Raw genomic sequence first — 18,837 nt, forward strand, 5'->3', positions numbered from 1 at the left:
TGCTGTGACCCCTGTCGCCATGTTATGCATATTGTCAACAATCCGACAATGGACAATCTGGGGAGCGTTGAATGACCGAGCTGTCTCCCGTTCTGAAGCAGGCCACACCGGTGCAGGTCGACCACGGCGCGGGCTGCTACCTCTACGACACCGACGGTCGCCGCTACCTGGACTTCACCGCCGGGATCGGTGTCACCAGCACCGGCCACTGCCACCCCACGGTGGTCGCGGCGGCACAGGCCCAGGTCGGCAAGCTGATCCACGGCCAGTACACCACCGTGATGCACCGGCCGCTGCTGGAACTCACCGAACGCCTCGGCGCCGTGCTGCCCGAGGGGCTGGACGCGCTGTTCTTCGCCAACTCCGGCAGCGAGGCGGTGGAGGCGGCGCTGCGCCTGGTGCGCCAGGCCACCGGCCGGCCGAACGTGATCGTCTTCCACGGCGGTTTCCACGGCCGCACCGTCGCCGCCGCCACCATGACCACCTCGGGCACCCGCTTCTCCGCCGGTTTCAGCCCGCTGATGTCGGGCGTGCACGTGGCCCCGTTCCCGACCGCGTTCCGCTACGGCTGGACCGAGGAACAGGCCACCGACTTCGCCCTGCGCGAGCTCGACTACCTGTTCGCCACGCTCACCTCACCCGCGGAGACCGCCGCGTTCTTCGTGGAACCGGTGCTCGGGGAGGGCGGCTACGTCCCCGGCAACACCCGGTTCTTCCAGGGCCTGCGCGAACGCGCCGACCGGCACGGCATCCTGCTGGTGTTCGACGAGATCCAGACCGGGTTCGGCCGCACCGGAAAGTTCTTCGGTCACCAGCACTTCGACGTGCGCCCGGACGTGATCACCATCGCCAAGGGGCTGGCCAGCGGCTTCCCGCTGTCGGGCATCGCGGCCTCGCGCGAGTTGATGGCGCGGGCGTGGCCCGGTTCCCAGGGCGGCACCTACGGCGGCAACGCGGTGGCCTGTGCCGCCGCCGTGGCCACCCTCGACGTCATCGAGGCCGAGGGCCTGGTCGGCAATGCCGCCGCGCGCGGTACCCAGCTGCTCGCCGGTGTCGCCGAACTGGCCACCCCGGCGATCGGTGACGTGCGCGGGCTCGGGCTGCTCGTCGGCGCCGAATTCACCACGGCCAGCGGCGAACCCGACCCCGAAACCGCCGCGGCCGCCCAGCGGTCGGCCATCGCCAAGGGTCTGCTGCTGCTCACCTGCGGTGCGCACATGAACGTGGTGCGGATGATCCCGCCGCTGATCGTCACCGACACCCAGGTACGCGACGCGCTCGACATCTGGTCGAAGGTGCTCGCCGAGCTGTAGTCCGACCGGGCGCAGTTCGATCCGGCGCGGTTCGGCGCCGACGATCAGGAAGCAGGAGCCGATGGCCCGCTACATGAGCATCACCCTCACCAGGGCGGGCGTCAGCTGCCGTGCCCGCCTGCTCGACGACGAAGCCCCGGGTACCTGCGCGGCGGTGTGGGCGGCCCTGCCACAACAGGGCGACGCCTACCACGCCAAGTACGCCCGCAACGAGGTCTACACCCTGGTGCCGCGCATCACCGCGGCACCGCACCGCGAAAACCCCACCGTCACCCCGATTCCCGGTGACGTGTGCCTGTTCGACTTCGAACCGTGGGAGATCGGCAACCCCGCCTACGGTTACGAACCCGGTTCCTCGGCCCACCACGCCCAGGGCGCCACCGATCTGGCGCTGTTCTACGGTCGCAACAACCTGTTGATCAACGGCGATCTCGGGTGGGTGCCCGGCAGCGTGTTCGCCACGATCGAGGACGGTCTGGCCGACATCGCCACCGCCTGCAACACCCTGTGGCTGAGCGGGGTGGCAGGCGAGACGCTGGCCTTCGCCCGGGCCTAGCCGGCGAGCACGGCCTCCGCGTGCCGGGCCACGGCCAGGACCAGGTCGTCGGAGTGCCGAGGTCCCACGATCTGCATGCCCACCGGCAGGCCCGCGCGGGTGGTGCCCACCGGGATGCTGATCGCCGGCTGCTGAGTCATGTTGAACGGGTAGGTGAACGGGGTCCAGTCCGGCCAGCCGAGCAGTTCGCTGTCCGGTGGCACGTCGTAGCCCGCCGGGAAGGCGGTGATCGGCATGGTGGGGGTGATGAGCACGTCGTAGGCGGTGTGGAAGGCGCCCATGGTGATACCGACCTGGGCGGCCACCTGGCGGGCGTCGAGATACTCCACCGCGCTGATGGTCGTGCCGCGATCCCACACCCGGCCCAGGCCCGGATCGACCTGATCGCGTGAGCCCGCGGGGAACTTCGCCAACATGGCCGCCGCGCCTGCCGCCCACAGCGTTTCGAACGCCTCGCGCGGATCGGGGAATCCGGGGTCGACCGCCTCGATCGTCAGCTCGGCCTCGGCCAGCCGCCCCACCGCGCGTGCGACGATCTCGGCGACCTCCGGATCGACCGAGGCGTACCCGAGCGTCGCGGAGTACCCCACCGACAGACCGCGCACATCGCGCTGCATCTGGCTGCGGAAGGTGGTGAACGTGGGTGCCAGCGCGGTCGGGTCGCGCGGATCGGGCAGCGACAGGATGTCCATCAGCAGTGCCGCGTCCTCCACGGTGCGCGTCATCGGGCCCGCGTGCGCCAGGGGGCCGAACGGGCTGGCCGGGTAGAGCGGGATCCGCCCGTGCGTGGGTTTGAACCCGACGATGCCGCAGAAGGAGGCCGGAATGCGGATGCTGCCGCCACCGTCGGTGCCGACCGCGACCGGCGCCATCGCCCCGGCCACCGCCGCCGCACTGCCCCCCGAGGAACCGCCCGCGGTGGTGGCGGGATCGACGGGGTTGCGGGTGACGCCGGTGAGCGGGCAGTCGGTGACGCCCTTCCAGGCGATCTCGGGCGTGGTGGTCTTGCCGAGGAACACCATGCCGTCCTCGCGCAGCCGGGCCGCGACCGGACTGTCCACCAGCCACGGCCCGTTCGCGTCGACGCAGGCCGAGCCGCGCAGTGTGGGCCAGCCGTCGGTCAGGAAGATGTCCTTGATCGCGATCGGCACACCGTCGAGCAGGCCGCGCGGATTCCCGGACTGCCAACGGGCTTCGGAGTCCTTGGCCTGCACCAGCGTGCGATCCGGGTCGAGCAGGCAGAAGGCGTTGAGGGCGCCGTCGCGGGCGGCGATGGCGTCCAGGCACGCCTGGGTCGCCTCCACCGGAGACAGCAGCCCGGCGGCGTAGGCCGAGACCAGTTGCACCGCGGTCATTTCGGCGGGGTCGGTCCGAACTTCGGGGTCGGGCTGCGTCATGACGAGCTCCTTCAGCCGGGCACGTACCCGAGCGTCTTGTCGACAACGTTGTCCAATGGCAGGCCGGTGGCCCACCGGTCGAAGTTGTCGGTGAATGCGCGGACGATCTCGGTGCGCCACCCGTGGAAATCACCGGAGTTGTGCGGGGTGAGCACCACATTCGGCAGGTCCCACAGCGGGTGGTCGGCAGGCAGCGGTTCGGGGTCGACCACGTCCAGGGCGGCCGCGGCGATCGAGCCGTTGCGCAGCGCCACCACGAGATCGTCGGTAACCACGGATTCCCCGCGCCCGACATTGACAAACCTGGCATGGGGTTTCATCGCCGCGAAGGCGGTGGCATCGAACATGTTCCTGGTCTGCGGGGTGAGCGGAGCGACCGCGATCACGTAGTCCGCGCCGGGCAGTTCGGCGTGCAGGTCGTCGCCGACGGTGCCGAAGTCGGGGTCGTCGGTGCGGGCGCGCCGGCCCAGCCCGCGGACATGGATACCCACGGTGCGCAGCAGCCGGGCGATGGTCCGCCCGATCGACCCGGTGCCGACGATCAGCGCCGTGGTCCCGGCCACCCGTTCGGATTCGCGATGGCGCCACTGGTGGCGCTGCTGCAGCCGGATGGAGCCCGGTAGGTCCTTGGCGAAGGAAATGATCTGTCCGAGCACGTATTCGGCGATGGCCTGGTCGAAGATGCGGCGGGTGTTGGTGACCACCACCTCGGAGTCCCGCAGTTGCGGGAACATCACCGCGTCGACGCCGACGCCGCCCATGTGCAGCCAGCGCAACCGGTCGGCGGCATGCCACGCACCGGGCACCGCACGAGTCTGGAAGTCGTAGACGAACAACACATCGGCGCCACGCAGCGCATCGGCGAGCCCGTCGGCCTCTGTATATCGCACCTCGGCGCGTTCGGCCACGGGGGCCATGAGACCGGATTCGGGCACGCTGTCACGATGTAGGACGGTGACGATCGGCCCGTTTTCCACGTTGACACCGTACGATCAGATCGTATGATTGTCAACAATCCGATCGTGTTCGGAGGTCTGCCCGCCGAGCGCGAGAGGGGGCCGCAGTGGAGTTCAGCTTCCCGGACATCGACGGGCCGGTGGCACAACGAGGTATCGGCGTGATCGCCCCGTTCGATCTCGCGCTCGAACGCGAACTGTGGCGGTGGGCGCCACTCGAGGTGAGCCTGCACCTGGCCCGCACCCCCTATGAACCCGTGCCGGTATCGCTGGCCATGGCCGAACTGGTGTCCAACGCGGCGCACCTGCGCGCGGCCACCCACGACGTACTGCACGTGGAACCGGAAGTGGTGGCCTACCTGTGCACCTCGGGCAGTTTCATCCACGGCCTGGCCTACGAACGTTCGCTGCGCGAGACGATCTGCCTGGCGGGCGCGCCCGACGCGGTGACCACCTCCGGTGCCCTCGTGGAGGCCATCCGGCACCTCAACATCACCCGCATGTCGGTGATCACCCCCTACGACGAGATCCTGACCGCCAAACTGCACGACTTCCTCGACGAAGCCGGCTGCGCGACGATCCGGTCCGATCACCTCGGCCTCGGCGGTGGCATCTGGAAGGTCAACTACCGCACCATCGCCGAACGCATCATCGGAGCCGACGATCCACGCTCGGAGGCGATCTTCGTGAGCTGCACCAACCTGCCGACCTACGACGTGATCGAACCGCTGGAACAGGCGCTGGGCAAGCCGGTGCTCACCGCCAACCAACTCACCATGTGGGCCTGCCTGGGCCGGATGAAACTGCCCATGATGGGGCCGGGGAAATGGCTGGTCAATGTCTTCTGAACGGAGCGAGATGCAGAAACCCACGATCGGATTCATCTACCCCGACCACGCCGCCGAGGACGACTACCCGCGCGCCGCGGCCGTCTTGGACGTCGCGCTGCCGGTGGCCCACATCTACGGCACCGATCTGCACGCCGTCGCCGAGCTGCTCGATCTGGGCAGCCCAGAGAAACTGCGCCAGGGTGCGCGACTGCTCGCCGCCGACGAACCCGCCGCCGTGATGTGGGCCTGCACCTCGGGCAGCTTCGTCTACGGGCCCGAAGGAGCCCGCAGACAGGTCGAAGGGCTGGCCGCGGTGGCGGGCGTGCCCGCGTCGAGCACTAGTTTCGCCTTCGTCGCGGCGGCGCGCGCCCTGGCGGTGACCCGGGTGGCGGTGGTCGCGAGCTATCCCGACGAGGTCGCCCGGCTGTTCGTGGAGTTCCTCGCCGACGCGGGCATCGAGGTGGTGTCGATGTCGAGTGCGGGAATCGACACCGCCGCCGAGGTCGGCACCCTGACTCCCGAGCAGGTCCTGGACCTCGCGGTCGCCGGTGATCATCGCGACGCCGGAGCGCTGCTGATACCCGACACCGCCATGCATACTCTCGAAGTGCTCCCGAAACTCGAAGCCGCACTGGGCAAGCCGGTGTTGACGGCCAATCAGGTCACCATCTGGGAAGGTCTGCGATTGGCCGGGGCCACCCCGTTCGCACCCGGGCTCGGCGCGTTGTTCGCGAAGGGGGAGCTACATGTCGATTCTTGATTTCGAGCCGGTCAACCAGCAGTCGACCGCGGAGATGATCGCCGAACGGCTGCGTGCGGCGATCATGCGCGGTGCCCTGGCGCCCGGCGCCCAGCTCGGCGAATCCGACCTCGCCGCCGGCTTCGGGGTCTCGCGCGGCCCGGTGCGCGAGGCCATGCAGCGCCTCGTGCAGGAGGGCCTGCTGTTCAGCATCCGCAATCGGGGCATCTTCGTCATCGAACTCGCCATCGACGACGTCATCGACATCTACCGGGCCCGCGCCGCACTGGAAAGCGGCGCGCTCGACCTGATCCTCGACGGTCGCCGCGAGATCGCTTACACCGCACTGCAACCCAGCATCACCGCGCTGCGGTCCGCTGCCGAGGCGGGCGATGTTGCCGGCGTCTCCGATGCCGACCAGGCCTTCCATGAGGCGCTCGTGGCTGCCGCCGACAGCCCCCGCTTGGTCCGCGCCGCCCGCACGCTGCTCATCGAAACGCGCATGTGCCTGGGCGCCCTGCAGACCACCTACCCGGATCTGGGCGAACAGGTCCGCGAACACGTCGAGTTGCACGAGGCGATCGGCAGCGGCTCTCCGGACCGCGCCCGCACGCTGCTCGTCGAACACATGGACGACGCCGTCCGCCGCCTGCGGGCGCGCTAGACCCCCGGTCAGGTCAACGGCACCGTCTTCCACCAGTCCAGCAACTGGGCCATCGACGGATCGTTCTTCGCACCGAGACCGTAGGAGTACATGATGAACTTGTCCCGGCGCGGGTCGTTCGGGAAGACCGTGGCGATGCGCGGAGCGTCGGTGGCGGCCGATCCCCACTTGTAGTTCGTGTAGGGGGCACCGCCGTTCATGTCCACCTCTTCGGTGGCGCCGGCGAAGGTATCGATCACCTGCTGCGCCGCCTCGGCCGAGTCGTAGCGGAAGATCCGCACGTAGGGCCACCGGATGATGTCGGCGGGAATCATGTAGCTGCCCGCGTAGCTGCACTGCCACTGTGCGGTGGGTTCGCCCAGTCGCGGATCCGGTTGTGCGCCCATCCAGGTCCAGTGGAAATTGGGCTCGCCGACGAAAACCTCTCCCCGGCAGTGTGCTTCACCGAATCCGTCCCCCGAGGCCCACCGTTCCCCGGTCGCCACCTCCGCGGTGGGCAGCATGTGCGCGAAGGCTTGACGTGTCTCCTCCAGATCTCGTTGCGGTGGTGTGCGATCGGCGGTGGCCACCCAGGTGCCGATGCCCACGGCAACCACCACGGCCAAGCCCAGGCACAGTCCGACGATCCAGCCTGCGGAGGAGCGGCGTCGTGGGGTGGGCCGGTACGGGTACGCGCCGTGCGGTACAGGTGCGTAGGAACGTTGCTGGGCCGCCTGCTGCGCGGACCACGGCTGGGCCTGCGAGGCGACTTGCTGTGCGGGAGTTGCATACGGCTGTGGGGCGAGTTGCTGCACGGGGCTCGGCTGGGCTTGTGGGGCTACCTGTCGGCCGGGGCTCGGCTGGGCCTGCGGGGCTCCTTGTTGCGCGGCGCTCGGATATGGCTGCGGCGCTGTGGATGGTCGGCTCTGTTGCGGCGCGGGACCGCCCTGCAGGGCCTGCCGGGCCGCGTCGGCGAATTCCGCGCAGGACGCGAATCGGTCGGCCGGACGCTTGGCCATCGCTCGCGCCAGCACCGCGTCCAGTGCGGGAGGCAGGCCGGGGCGGGTGGCCGACAGCGGCGGCGGCTGTTGCTGCAGGTGACCCTGGATCACCGCGGCCGGGTGCACCGACTCGAACGGCGCCCGTCCCGACAACAGCAGGTACAGGGTGCAGGCCAGCGAGTACTGGTCGGCCCGGCCGTCCATCTCCGCGCCGGTCAGCTGCTCGGGCGAGGCATAGGCGAGGGTGGCGGTGAAGGTTCCGGTGCGGGTGAGACGATTGGCCGCGTCGTCGATCACGCGGGCGATGCCGAAGTCGGTGAGATACACCCGCTGCTGACCGTCGGCGGCCTTCGACAGCAGGATGTTGGCCGGTTTCACATCACGGTGCAGCACCCCTTTGTGATGGGCGAAGTCGAGCGCCTTGGCGGTCTCGCCGACGATCTGCACGGCACGATCCGGCGGCAGGGTGAGCGGGTCGACACCGGCCGCGTCGACACCGTCGATGTACTGCATGGAAATCCAGAGCCGGTTCTCGTCGGCGCCGCGATCGAACACGGTGACGATATTGGGATGCTCGAGCTGCGCGACCAGATCGGCCTCGCGCTCGAACCGGGCGCGTAACTCGCTGTCGGAGAACAACTCCTCGTTCAGCAACTTCAACGCGAGCAGCCGGGGCAGCCGCGGATGCCTGGCCAGGTACACGGCCCCCATCCCGCCCTGCCCCAACCGGCGCTCGATCGTGTACCCGGCGAAAACCGCACCGTCCCGCACTCGCTGACCTCCCGCACATCCCCACCACAAGCGCCCCTGATGCTAGTCCAGACCGCCCCCGCGCCGCCCGCGCAGCGGTCACCGCCGACCCGCACTGGGCGGCTGACCATCAGGCTTTCCGGTCGGCATCGCCCGAGAACGAGAAACCACCAGAGCCTGATGATCTTGATCTCACGGAGTGGGTGGGGCGCCTCGGAGGGCGAGGAGCATGCCGAGGTAGCCCATTTCCTGGCTTTGGGACCGGGCCATGGCTCGGGCGGTTCGCTTGATCGGGCCGGCGGTGAGCAGGGCGTCGGCGGCTCGGGCCATGGTGACACCGCCGGAATGGTGGCGGTACATCAGCTGCAGGAACAGGATTTCGGCGTCGCGGCCGCGTGCGGTGGTGAGGGCATCGAGTTCGGCGAGGGTCGCCATGCCGGGCATGGTGGTCTCGGTGGCCGAATGATGCTGGTGGGTGCTGCCCGTCATCCAGGTGCCCGGACCGGGCGCGGTCGGTGCGGCGCCGGTCAGTTGGGTCCAGCCGAGCAGGGTGCCCAGTTCCACGCGCTGGGCGTCGGCGATCTGCTCGGCGAGCGTGCGGACAGCGGGTTCGGCGCCGGGGTCAAGCCGCGCGGCCAGGGTCAGCGCCTGCTGATGGTGGGCCGTCATGTCCTGGACGAATCCCAGCTCGGTCACGGTCAGAACCGGGGCGGCGGCGGGCGATTCCGGCCACAGCAGCGGGCGCAGTGCGGCACCGAGCACCAGCAGGAACACGGCCGCGATACCGACAGCGGCGCACTGGACGGCCCGCGTCACGATCACGACCCCACGGTGGACTGCTGATCGGCGGGCGGCGTGTACACCCCGTTGTCGAGCTGCAACACCATGAACCCGTTGTCCGAACAGGTGACGTAAAGCTGGTTCCCGCGCCACTCCGGTGGTGACATGCACCAGTCCGCGGACAGGTCACCGAAGGCCACCCGGCCCGCCCGGGCCGACAGCACCTGCGCGGGATCGAACAAACCGTCGGCCATCGAGCGCAAGGCCGCGGGCGCGCTCATCGCGGGCACACCGATGATCGAGGCCAGCGCGTGCGGTGAATTCCAGATCTCGAGATTCTGTCCGGTGCGGGCAGGCGGATTGAAGTAGGCGATCTCGTGGACGGCGCCCGGATCACGCACGTCGAACACCCGGATGCCGGAGGAGACCCAGCCGCAGGCCAGCGCGGTCGGGTTCGCGGGCCGGTCGGCCGTGCAGTAGTGCGGGTCGTAGGAGAACAGCGAGTTGCCCATGGCCGAGCCGATGGCGGAGTCGATGTGCTCGGGCAGGTTCACCTCGAGTTTGACCTTCGCCACGATCCGTGGCGCGGCGTCGTCGGAGACATCGATGAGTTTCACCCCACCCGATCCGCCCTCGTCCACGGTGAACAGGTGCGCGACGCCCTCATAGGTCACCGGGATGCTGTGCTGGGTGGCCCAGCCGTCGGTCCAGAAACTCCGTCCGAGGTGGGGCACCTGCGGATTCGGGTCGCGGCGCTGCACGGCGCTGACATCGAGCACGGTGAAGCCACCCATCGCCGAGATGTAGAGGCGGTTCCCGTCCGCGCTCACCCCGAACCCGTGTGCCTCGATCCCGGTGAGTCCCTGCCAGATCACTCGGGGGTGCGCCGGATCGGTGAGGTCGATCGCGCTGAGGAATCCTGGCACCAGGCCAGAGGCCCAGTAGGTACGGCCGTCGGGGGAGAAGCCGCCCTCGTGTGTGGTGATCGGCAGCGGCATGACCGGATTCGTGCCGGCGCCCGGATTGAGCAGCCGTGGATGCGCGCAGTCGGAAATGTCGTAGACCGACAGGTAGCCCGCGCCCAACCCCAGCGGGACGCCGGTGCCGACCAGCAGTTTGCGGGTGGTGTTGACCTTCAACGTCTCCCACGTGCCGGCCAGCATCGCCGGCTCGGTCAGCGTCGCGGTGAGCCGGGGGTTCGCCGGGTCGGACGCGTCGATGACCTGCACGCCCGGGTGCTCGCTGAGCAAGGTGCCGGGAAAGAACGACCCCACATAGGCGCAGTGCTCGAAACCGGTCGACGTGATGCCTGCACCGCGGCCGGTGTATCCGCCGATCATCGACATGTTGCAGCGGTAGCCCGTGGTGCTGCGCCCACTGTCCCGGTCGCTCGCGGGCACATCGCCCTGCAGACCGGTCTCCGGTAGCGAGCCGGGCCCGCACTCCGCGCGCGGCACGGCGCTGCGGCCGATGTCGAAGAACTCGTGCACCGCTTGCCCGAGCTCGGCACCCGGATCGGCCGCGGCCCCGGCCGGTGCACCGATCGCCACCAGGGCGGCGACCGCCATCATGGCGGCACCGCGCACGAGCTTCGGTCGCGCCTGTCGGTGGGTAGCTGAATCTGGTCGCATTGTCGCCCCTCCCGAATCGCCACCACAACTGGCTCAGACAGTTGTGGTGTGAGACGAATAATAGGCCCGCCGATGGTTGCCGATGCCGGTTTCGGGGAACAGGGTGTGTGGCAGGGACACGGAAGCTCAGGGTCCCTGCCAGAACGCTGTACGGTTGCTCCGAACGACCAGTCGTCTATTCAGGCGGGGAGTTTCCGCAACCGGAAAGGACTCGGATTCATGTCGAACGATGTCGTAGGAGGTTCCGGCGACGCGAAAGCGCCCGGCGATGTGATTGCGGGGGGATCGCCCGGCAGACCCCGGCTCGATCGCCTCGTCTTCAGCGCCACCGCCATCGGCGCACTCGCCTTCGTCGCCTGGGGCGTCCTCGACCACGAAGGCCTCGCCGCCGCGGCCGGCACCGCCCAGAAGTGGGTCATCACCAACACCGGCTGGCTGTTCGTGCTGACCGCGACCGCATTCGTGTTCTTCGTGATCTGGCTGGCGATCAGCCGCTACGGCCGGATTCCGCTGGGCGACGACGACGAGAAGCCCGAATTCCGGACCGTGTCCTGGATCGCGATGATGTTCAGCGCGGGCATGGGCATCGGGCTGATGTTCTGGGGTGTGGCCGAACCGCTGTCGCATTTCGTGAACCCGCCGCCGCACACCGCCGAGCCCGGCACACCGGCCGCCGCCGAGACGGCGATGGCCGCCACGCTGTTCCACTGGACACTGCACCCGTGGGCGATCTACGCCGTTGCCGGCCTGGCCATCGCCTACAGCACGTTCCGGAAGGGCCGCTCGCAGCTGATCTCCTCGGTGTTCCGGCCGCTGCTCGGCCACCACGCCGACGGCATCGGCGGCCGGGTGATCGACATGATGGCGATCTTCGCGACGCTGTTCGGCTCGGCGGCCTCCCTCGGCCTCGGCGCCCTGCAGATCGGCGCCGGCCTGGAGTTCAACGGCTGGGTCGACGGCATCGGCAAGATCGGCCTGGTCGCGATCATCTCCGCACTGTGCGTCGCCTTCGTGCTGTCGGCGGTCTCCGGCGTCGCGCGCGGCATCCAGTGGCTGTCCAACATCAACATGGTGCTCGCGCTGCTGATCGCGGCATTCGTGTTCGTCGCGGGCCCGACGCTGTTCATCCTGAACATCCTGCCGACCTCCATCGGTGACTACATCGAGAGCCTGCCCACCATGGCCTCGCGCACCGGTGCCGGCGATGAGGCGATGAAGGCGTGGCTGTCGAGCTGGACCATCTTCTACTGGGCGTGGTGGATCTCGTGGACCCCGTTCGTCGGCATGTTCATCGCGCGCATCAGCCGTGGCCGCACCGTCCGCCAGTTCGTGACCGGTGTGCTGTTGGTGCCCAGCGTGGTCAGCCTGCTGTGGTTCGCCGTCTTCGGCGGTGCGGGCATCTTCGAGCAGGCCGAGGGCGGTGGCCTCACCGAAGCCGACGGCACGGTGGACTCCAACTTCGCCCTGTTCCACCTGCTCGACCAGTACCCGATCACCTCGGTGACCACGGTCGTGGTGATGATCCTCGTCGCCATCTTCTTCGTCTCCGGCGCCGACGCGGCCGCGATCGTGATGGGCACCCTGTCCGAACGCGGCAGCATCGAACCGTCGCGCAAGGTCGTCATCTTCTGGGGTGCGGCCACCGGCGCCGTCGCCGCGATCATGCTGGTCATCGCCGACTCCGACAATCTCGGGGGCGCCCTGGCAGGTCTGCAAGCACTGACCACAGTGGTGTCACTACCGTTCCTGGTGGTGATGGTGGCGATGTGCGTGTCGCTGTACAAGGACATGCGTGACGACCCACTGATCCTGCGCATGGACCGCGGCGTGCAACTGGTCGAGGTCGCCGTCGACAAGGGCACCGAACTGCACGAAGGCGATTTCGCTCTCGTCACCGAGTCGTCGCCGGATGAGCCGGACGTGGCCGACGTGCCGGAAACGCTGAGCCTCGACAAGGGCGAACCCGCGAGCGAGCGCACCTAGCCCGTGGCGTCGAGACTGGCCTGTGCCGAAGACAATTCGGCACAGGCCAGTGTCATGCGGTCGCGCAGTCGCGCCGCGGTGTCGGCGATCGCCGCCTGGGCGCGGGCGTACTCGGCGCGGCCGGTGGGAGTTTCGATGCGGACCGGTTCGTAGCCGAACCCGGTGAGATCGTAGGGGCTGGCGCGCATGTCGAGTTCGCGGGCGGTGCAGGCGAGTTCGAAGCAGTCCAGCAGCAGATCCGACGGGATCAGCGGGGCCAGCTTGAAACCCCATTTGTACAGATCCATATTCGCGTGCAGACAGCCGGGTTGCTCCCGGTGCACCTGGTCGGCTCGGGTGAGCTGTTCGGCATTGCGGCCCACCGCGTCCGGGGTGAAGAACCGGAACGCGTCGAAATGCGTGCACCGTAACGACATCGATTCCACCACTTCGTCGGTCCCGGCACGCCCGAGCCGCAAGGGCACCTGCTGGTGGCGCACATCGTCGGTGCGATACACCATCGCCCATTCGTGCAGCCCGAAACACGACAGCTGCGCCGGGCGCCGCGCGGTGGCCGTCAGCAACCGGGATACGAACTCGACCGTGTCGCGGCGCTTCATCAGATAGGCCGGATCCGCGGCGTACACGGCCCGCTCCCGCACCGGCTCACCCGGATTCACCTGGTGATAGCCGCGTGCCCCCGCATAATCGTGCGCACCCAGCAACCCCACCCCGAATCCGGGATGCCAGCGACGCAACTGCGCGGGCTTGTTGCCGTAGTAGGTGAACAGGAAGTCGATCACCGGATGTGTGGTCCCCGCCGCCCGCCGCTCGAGATACGGCCCGACCAGCTCCGCGAGCCGCTCCCGGTGCGCGCACGCCGCCGCCTGCCACTCGACCTGCGGCAGTACCCGCAGGCCAGAAGCTTGTTCGAGAATGCGTTCCGTGCTCACCCGACCATTCTCCCGCACCGATGCGCGGTGGCCGATTCGCCCCGAAGCAGGTCGCGGGGTTGCCCGTCCAGCCGGACTGGAATGCGGATGGGCGAAATGCTGGGCACAGCGACAGCGCCAGTCGGCAAAGTGCCCGAAAGATGCGGCCGTGGGGCGGGATCACGTTGTGTCGGTGGGTGGTCATACAGTTCTGTTGATCGTCGTCGAGCAGAACAGGCAGGTATCGGTTAACCGTGATCACCGGTGACATCAAGAACAAGGTCGACGCAGTCTGGGACGCGTTCTGGACGGGTGGTATCTCCAACCCCCTGGAAGTGATGGAGCAGATCACCTACCTGCTGTTCATCCGCCGCCTCGACGACGAGCAGACCCGCGCACTGGAGATGGCGAACCTGCTGGAGCAGCCGATCGAGGGCAACCCCTTCCCGGAAGGAAACGACGAGGAGGGTCGGGCGTACAACGACCTGCGCTGGTCGGTGTTCCGGGACCGGCATGCCGAGGACATGTTCGACATCGTCGCCCACCGGGTGTTCCCGTTCATCAAGGAGATGCGCGGCGAGGACTCCACCTACGCGCACTTCATGAAGGACGCGCGGCTCACGATCCCGAACCCGGGCATGTTGCAGCGGGTGGTGGATCGCCTGGACAAGGTGCCGATGGGCAACCGCGACACCAAGGGCGACATCTACGAGTACCTGCTCGCGAAGATCGCGTCGGCCGGCCAGAACGGCCAGTTCCGCACCCCACGCCACATCATCGAGCTGATGGTGCACATGACGGCCCCGAAGCCGGGGGACACCATCGTCGACCCGGCGTCCGGCACGTGTGGCTTCCTGGTGGGCGCATCGGAGTATCTGCGTGAGAACCACGCGGACGCGATCAACTCGGGCATGGGTAAGCACCACTACCACCACAAGATGTTCCATGGCTTCGACTTCGACAACACGATGCTGCGAATCGGGTCGATGAACATGCTCCTGCACGGCATCGAGCAGCCGGATATCCGCTACCGCGACTCCCTCGCGGAGGCGAACACCGGTGACGCCGAAGCGTATTCGCTGATCCTCGCGAACCCGCCGTTCGCCGGCTCGTTGGACTACGAGAACACGGCGAAAGATCTGCAGCAGATCGCGAAGACGAAGAAGACCGAGCTGCTGTTCCTGGCGCTGTTCCTGCGCCTGCTCAAGCCCGGCGGGCGCGCCGCGGTGATCGTGCCGGACGGGGTGATGTTCGGATCGTCCAAGGCGCACAAGGAACTTCGGCGGATCCTGGTGGAGGAACAGAAGCTCGACGCGGTGGTGAAGCTGCCGTCGGGTGTGTTCAAGCCGTACGCGGGTGTGTCGACGGCGATCCTGTTCTTCACCAAGACCAACTCGGGTGGAACCGAGCACGTGTGGTTCTACGACTTGCAGGCCGATGGCCGGTCGTTGGACGACAAGCGCAACCCGCTGCTCGACGCCGACAAACTCGGTGCCCTCGCAGAGCTTTCGGACGGCGAGCATGCGAAGAGCAACCTGCCGGATGTATTGCGGCGCTGGGATGAACGCGATGGGGCGGAGCTGGAGCGGGCACGGACCGAGCAGAGCTTCTGTGTGCCGCGCGAGGACATTGCCGCGCAGGGGTACGACCTGTCGTTGAATCGGTATAAAGAGGTCGTGCACGAGGAGGTCGAGCACCGGTCACCGATAGAGATTCTCGATGAGCTCGATCGACTCGAGAAGGAAATCACAGACGGCATGGCGCAGCTGCGGGAGATGCTTGCTGGCGGTGCCGCGTGAGTGAGTGGCCGCGGTTTGCACTCGGCGACGCGATGGTGAAAGGAGTTGGTTCGGTCGATCCATCCAAGTACCCCGACGAGTCGTTTGATCTGTACAGCATCCCTGCATTCGATCGTGGTGAGCCTGAGGTCGTCCAAGGCTCGGAAATTGGTTCAACGAAGCAAGTTGTGGCTCCGGGGGACGTTTTGCTGTCGCGCATCGTGCCTCATATTCGCCGGGCCTGGGTGGTAGGTCGAGACTCTGGACGCCGGATTATTGCGTCGGGTGAGTGGATGGTCTTTCGGTCGTGCGCCATCGACCCGGGCTGGCTGCGCCATGTGTTGGTCGGCGATATATTTCACTCGCAGCTGATGCAGACTGTTGCCGGTGTTGGCGGCTCACTGATGCGAGCGCGACCGGCCCATGTGTCCACGATCGAAGTATCTCTGCCGCCGATCGAGGAGCAGCGGCGGATCGCGGCGATCCTCGACCACGCCGACACCCTCCGCACCAAGCGCCGCGAAGCCCTCGCCCGCCTCGACGAACTGGGCGATTCGGTCTACGCGGACCTGTTCGTAGATCCGGTCTGTCATGCTCGACAGATTCGACTCGATGAGGTCTCAGAGATCGCATCGGGTATCACCAAAGGACGAAAGGTCAATGGTGCTCCGCTGCGAGAGGTTCCATACCTTGCCGTGGCGAACGTACAGGACAAGAAGCTCGACCTCACGGCGGTAAAGACCATCGAGGCGACAGATGCGGAGATCGCGCGGTGGCGGCTGCAACGTGAAGACTTATTGCTCACGGAAGGCGGCGACCCGGACAAGCTCGGGCGGGGGTCACTGTGGAGGGATGAGCTTCCCGAGGCTATTCACCAGAATCACGTGTTCAGAGTCCGGCCAGACACCAGCCAGGTCGATCCGACATACCTGAACTGGACTGTTGGAAGTCGCCGAGGAAAGGCCTACTTTCTCCGTTCGGCGAAGCAGACCACGGGCATCGCTTCAATAAACTCAACTCAGTTGAAAGCATTTCCGCTAGACTTGCCACCCAAAGATGTGCAGGAGCGATTCGCGCAACGCATTCGTGCGATCGATTCCATGAGCGACCATCGCCGCGCCGCGCTTGCCGAGCTCGACGCCCTCTTCGCCTCCCTCCAATCCCGCGCCTTCCGGGGCGAACTGTGACCGCCCCCAGCCCCGTGTCGGCGATACCGATTTGGTCGGGCTTCCTCACTCCGGTGCTGGAAGTCCTTACCGATGGCCAGATCTGGCACAAGCGGGACCTCCACACGGCGGTCCAGGACCATCTCGGGTTGACGGACGATCAGCGGGCCGAGATGTTGCAGTCGGGACAGCGACGCGCGGACAACCGAATCGGGTGGGCACTCAGCGCGTTGTACCGCGCGAAGCTGGTGGACAAGCCGGCCCGCGCGACGTTCGTCATCACCGACGCGGGTCGTGCGCTGCTCGCGGCCAATCCCACCGGGATCACCGCAAAGATCCTGCAAGCCCTCCCCGCGTATCGGAACCACACCCCGGCGAGTGCCGCTACAGCGAATGCCGGCACCGCACCCGCAGCGCCTGTCGTCGAGGACGAAGTCGACCCGCTCGAGCAGATCGAGAGCGGCGTCGGTCGGCTACACGCCGAGGTTGCCGCCGATCTCCTCGAACGGCTCCGAGAACAGCACCCCGATTTCCTGGAGCAGTCGGTGCTCGACGTCCTCGTCGCCATGGGCTACGGCGGCACCGAAGGCCGGGCCACCCGGATCGGTGGCTCCGGGGACGGTGGCGTCGACGGCGTCATCGACCAGGATCCACTCGGTCTCGAGCGTATCTACGTGCAGGCCAAGCGCTACGCTGCGAACAACACGGTCGGCAGACCGGAGATCCAGGCATTCGTCGGCGCACTGCACGGTGTCGGAGCGGCGCGCGGCGTCTTCATCACCACCAGCGCCTTCACATCGGGGGCCCGGGAGTACGCGCACAACATCGGCACCCGCGTCATCCTCATCGACGGTGAACGACTCGCAGAGCTGATGATCCGCTACGGCGTCGCCGTCCAGACACGGCAAACCTTCATCGTCGTAGAGGTCGACGAGGACTACTTCGAGTAGAGGCAAGGCGATTCACCCCGCGGGTGTCGACTTCGGTTTCAACCCGGCAACTCGTGCGTACACCGAAGTCATTTCGTTCGACAAAGTTGTTGGGATTCCTGGCGAACTGACCTCCGGCAGGACTCGGGTTCGACTTACCAGGGACGGCGGTCTGCGGCTGCGCCTGAGGTGATCAGCTCGTACGACGTACTTCGTCCGCTCGCATCACAGCGTCGTAGTATGCCGAGATCGATGAGCTCGTTGATGTCGCGCAGGGCCGAGGCCTGGGAGGTTTTGGTGATGATCGCCCATTTGCGGGTGGTCAGTTTTCCGTGGAAGCCGTCCAGGATCCGGTTGAGCATGTCGATCTGGCGCGGGTTCATCGGTGTCGTGTGCCAGGTCCGCCAGAAGCTCGCTTTCGCGAGTGCCGCGTCGATGATGGTGTCGGCGTTGATGATCGACCGGTGCAGCGCGTCTAGGAACCAGAGCAGCCAGTCGGTGACGTCGAGGTTGCCTCGTTGGGTGCGCTCGAGGATGGCGTAGTAGTTCTTGCGGTCGCGCTGGATCTGGGCGGACAGGCTGTAGAAGCGGCGGTGGCTGTGCTCGGACCGGGCCAGCGCGAGATCGCCGATGGCGCGGGCGATCCTGCCGTTTCCATCGTCGAAGGGGTGGATTGTCACGAACCACAGGTGCGCCAGGCCGGCTTTGAGCAACGCGGGTTCGGGGGTTTCCGCGTCGAGCCAGGTCAGGAATCGGTGCATGTCGTCGTCGAGGCGGGATGCGGGTGGGGCTTCGAAGTGGACAACCTGTTTGCCGTACGGGCCCGAGATGACCTGCATCGGGCCGGTCTGGTCGGTTCGCCAGCCGCCCACGCTGATTCGTGAGATACCGGAGTATCCCGTTGGGAAAAGTCCTGCGTGCCAACCGAACAGTCGTTCTGGTGTCACCGGATGGTCGTGATGGCGGGTCGCGTCGAGGATCATTTCCACGACACCGTCGACTCTGCGGTCGGTGGGGGTTGTCGCGCCGATATCCACGCCGAGTCTGCGGGCGATGGACGATCGGACCGATGCCGCATCGAGCAACTCGCCTTCGATCGCGCTCGACTGTACGACGTCGGTGGTTAGGGCCTCCAGCCCGGCGCGTTCTTGCGTGTCGTCATCGGCGTGCGTGAGTCGACCGTGCAGGCGGCCCTGTGCGAGCGCGACAGCCGCGGTCGGTTTGACCAGTCGTGCGGCATCGTAGGTGAGGTGCGGCCAGTCGGCGTCCTCCCAGATGTACTCACGACTCGTCATGCAACGATTATAGGTATATTCGCTGCATAATATGAAGTGAATATGAGGTTGGTCGCTGCATGGGGCTGACGAGCCGAATGTGTCGGACGTTGCCAGTAGTGTTCGAAAGCTCCGGCGAAGGTCGGGCGCCGTGCCAAGATCGAGCACGGGAACGGCACGTCACTGCGCGCGGCGCACAC

Annotated in this window: 16 protein-coding genes; 9 read left to right on the top strand and 7 right to left on the bottom strand. The window is 67.2% G+C overall.

Going from position 1 to position 18,837, the window contains the following annotated elements; all coding sequences use genetic code 11:
- Nucleotides 1–71: 71 nt before the first annotated feature.
- Together ACFO5K_RS06435 and ACFO5K_RS06440 are read left to right on the top strand one after the other, a co-directional pair.
- Nucleotides 72–1,313, top strand: a complete 1,242-nt coding sequence (locus ACFO5K_RS06435) for an aspartate aminotransferase family protein (RefSeq protein WP_378557223.1) — start codon at nt 72–74, stop codon at nt 1,311–1,313.
- 61 nt (nt 1,314–1,374) lie between these two features.
- Nucleotides 1,375–1,869 carry a DUF3830 family protein gene (locus ACFO5K_RS06440; RefSeq protein ID WP_378557226.1) on the top strand — a complete coding sequence of 165 codons (495 nt, stop codon included), beginning with the start codon at nt 1,375–1,377 and terminating at the stop codon, nt 1,867–1,869.
- On the opposite strand, the gene ACFO5K_RS06445 is transcribed toward ACFO5K_RS06440, so the two are convergent.
- Together ACFO5K_RS06445 and ACFO5K_RS06450 are read right to left on the bottom strand one after the other, a co-directional pair.
- Nucleotides 1,866–3,266, bottom strand: coding sequence for an amidase (locus tag ACFO5K_RS06445; protein ID WP_378557229.1), 1,401 nt, complete (start codon nt 3,264–3,266; stop codon nt 1,866–1,868). The two genes, ACFO5K_RS06440 and ACFO5K_RS06445, sit on opposite strands and share 4 nt — an antisense overlap.
- Nucleotides 3,267–3,277: 11 nt before the next feature.
- Entirely contained in the window at nt 3,278–4,243 is a 966-nt protein-coding gene (locus ACFO5K_RS06450) for a D-2-hydroxyacid dehydrogenase (protein WP_378557232.1), read from the bottom strand.
- 86 nt (nt 4,244–4,329) lie between these two features.
- Here ACFO5K_RS06450 and ACFO5K_RS06455 point away from each other — a divergent pair, with 86 nt between their 5' ends.
- From ACFO5K_RS06455 to ACFO5K_RS06465, 3 genes are read left to right on the top strand one after another with little or no spacing between them, the layout of a single operon-like run.
- The gene (locus tag ACFO5K_RS06455; protein ID WP_378557235.1) at nt 4,330–5,070 is read left to right on the top strand and encodes a maleate cis-trans isomerase family protein; all 741 of its coding nucleotides are present in this window, start codon (nt 4,330–4,332) and stop codon (nt 5,068–5,070) included.
- A 10-nt stretch (nt 5,071–5,080) separates the two neighbouring features.
- Nucleotides 5,081–5,812 carry a maleate cis-trans isomerase family protein gene (locus tag ACFO5K_RS06460; protein ID WP_378557238.1) on the top strand — a complete coding sequence of 244 codons (732 nt, stop codon included), beginning with the start codon at nt 5,081–5,083 and terminating at the stop codon, nt 5,810–5,812.
- Nucleotides 5,799–6,455: a GntR family transcriptional regulator gene (locus tag ACFO5K_RS06465; protein ID WP_378557241.1), complete on the top strand. Its 657-nt coding sequence runs from the start codon at nt 5,799–5,801 to the stop codon at nt 6,453–6,455. Before ACFO5K_RS06460 ends, ACFO5K_RS06465 begins: the two co-directional genes overlap by 14 nt.
- Before the next feature lie 8 nt (nt 6,456–6,463).
- Here the strand turns inward: ACFO5K_RS06465 and ACFO5K_RS06470 are convergent, their stop codons facing one another.
- The 3 genes from ACFO5K_RS06470 to ACFO5K_RS06480 all read right to left on the bottom strand — a co-directional run bounded on the left by ACFO5K_RS06470 (nt 6,464) and on the right by ACFO5K_RS06480 (nt 10,596).
- A complete protein-coding gene (locus ACFO5K_RS06470) occupies nt 6,464–8,206 on the bottom strand; it encodes a serine/threonine-protein kinase (RefSeq protein ID WP_378557244.1) in 1,743 nt (580 codons plus the stop codon).
- Between the two features lie 171 nt (nt 8,207–8,377).
- The gene (locus tag ACFO5K_RS06475; protein WP_378557708.1) at nt 8,378–9,001 is read right to left on the bottom strand and encodes a DUF305 domain-containing protein; all 624 of its coding nucleotides are present in this window, start codon (nt 8,999–9,001) and stop codon (nt 8,378–8,380) included.
- 2 nt (nt 9,002–9,003) lie between these two features.
- Nucleotides 9,004–10,596, bottom strand: coding sequence for an LVIVD repeat-containing protein (locus tag ACFO5K_RS06480; RefSeq protein ID WP_378557247.1), 1,593 nt, complete (start codon nt 10,594–10,596; stop codon nt 9,004–9,006).
- 219 nt (nt 10,597–10,815) lie between these two features.
- Here ACFO5K_RS06480 and ACFO5K_RS06485 point away from each other — a divergent pair, with 219 nt between their 5' ends.
- On the top strand, nt 10,816–12,579 hold the full coding sequence (locus tag ACFO5K_RS06485) for a BCCT family transporter (protein ID WP_378557250.1): 1,764 nt from the start codon (nt 10,816–10,818) through the stop codon (nt 12,577–12,579).
- On the opposite strand, the gene ACFO5K_RS06490 is transcribed toward ACFO5K_RS06485, so the two are convergent.
- A complete protein-coding gene (locus tag ACFO5K_RS06490) occupies nt 12,576–13,511 on the bottom strand; it encodes a 3-methyladenine DNA glycosylase (RefSeq protein WP_378557253.1) in 936 nt (311 codons plus the stop codon). The two genes, ACFO5K_RS06485 and ACFO5K_RS06490, sit on opposite strands and share 4 nt — an antisense overlap.
- 233 nt (nt 13,512–13,744) lie before the next feature.
- On the opposite strand from ACFO5K_RS06490, the gene ACFO5K_RS06495 reads away from it, so the two are divergent.
- From ACFO5K_RS06495 to ACFO5K_RS06505, 3 genes are read left to right on the top strand one after another with little or no spacing between them, the layout of a single operon-like run.
- Nucleotides 13,745–15,289, top strand: coding sequence for a type I restriction-modification system subunit M (locus ACFO5K_RS06495; protein WP_378557256.1), 1,545 nt, complete (start codon nt 13,745–13,747; stop codon nt 15,287–15,289).
- Nucleotides 15,286–16,455, top strand: coding sequence for a restriction endonuclease subunit S (locus tag ACFO5K_RS06500; protein ID WP_378557259.1), 1,170 nt, complete (start codon nt 15,286–15,288; stop codon nt 16,453–16,455). Before ACFO5K_RS06495 ends, ACFO5K_RS06500 begins: the two co-directional genes overlap by 4 nt.
- Nucleotides 16,456–16,469: 14 nt before the next feature.
- A complete protein-coding gene (locus ACFO5K_RS06505; protein WP_449289680.1) occupies nt 16,470–17,384 on the top strand; it encodes a restriction endonuclease in 915 nt (304 codons plus the stop codon).
- 134 nt (nt 17,385–17,518) lie between these two features.
- Here the strand turns inward: ACFO5K_RS06505 and ACFO5K_RS06510 are convergent, their stop codons facing one another.
- The gene (locus ACFO5K_RS06510; protein WP_378557262.1) at nt 17,519–18,805 is read right to left on the bottom strand and encodes a Fic family protein; all 1,287 of its coding nucleotides are present in this window, start codon (nt 18,803–18,805) and stop codon (nt 17,519–17,521) included.
- Nucleotides 18,806–18,837: the final 32 nt, after the last annotated feature.

Origin of the sequence: Nocardia halotolerans, from assembly GCF_042650145.1 — a bacterium.
Lineage (GTDB): Bacteria > Actinomycetota > Actinomycetes > Mycobacteriales > Mycobacteriaceae > Nocardia > Nocardia halotolerans.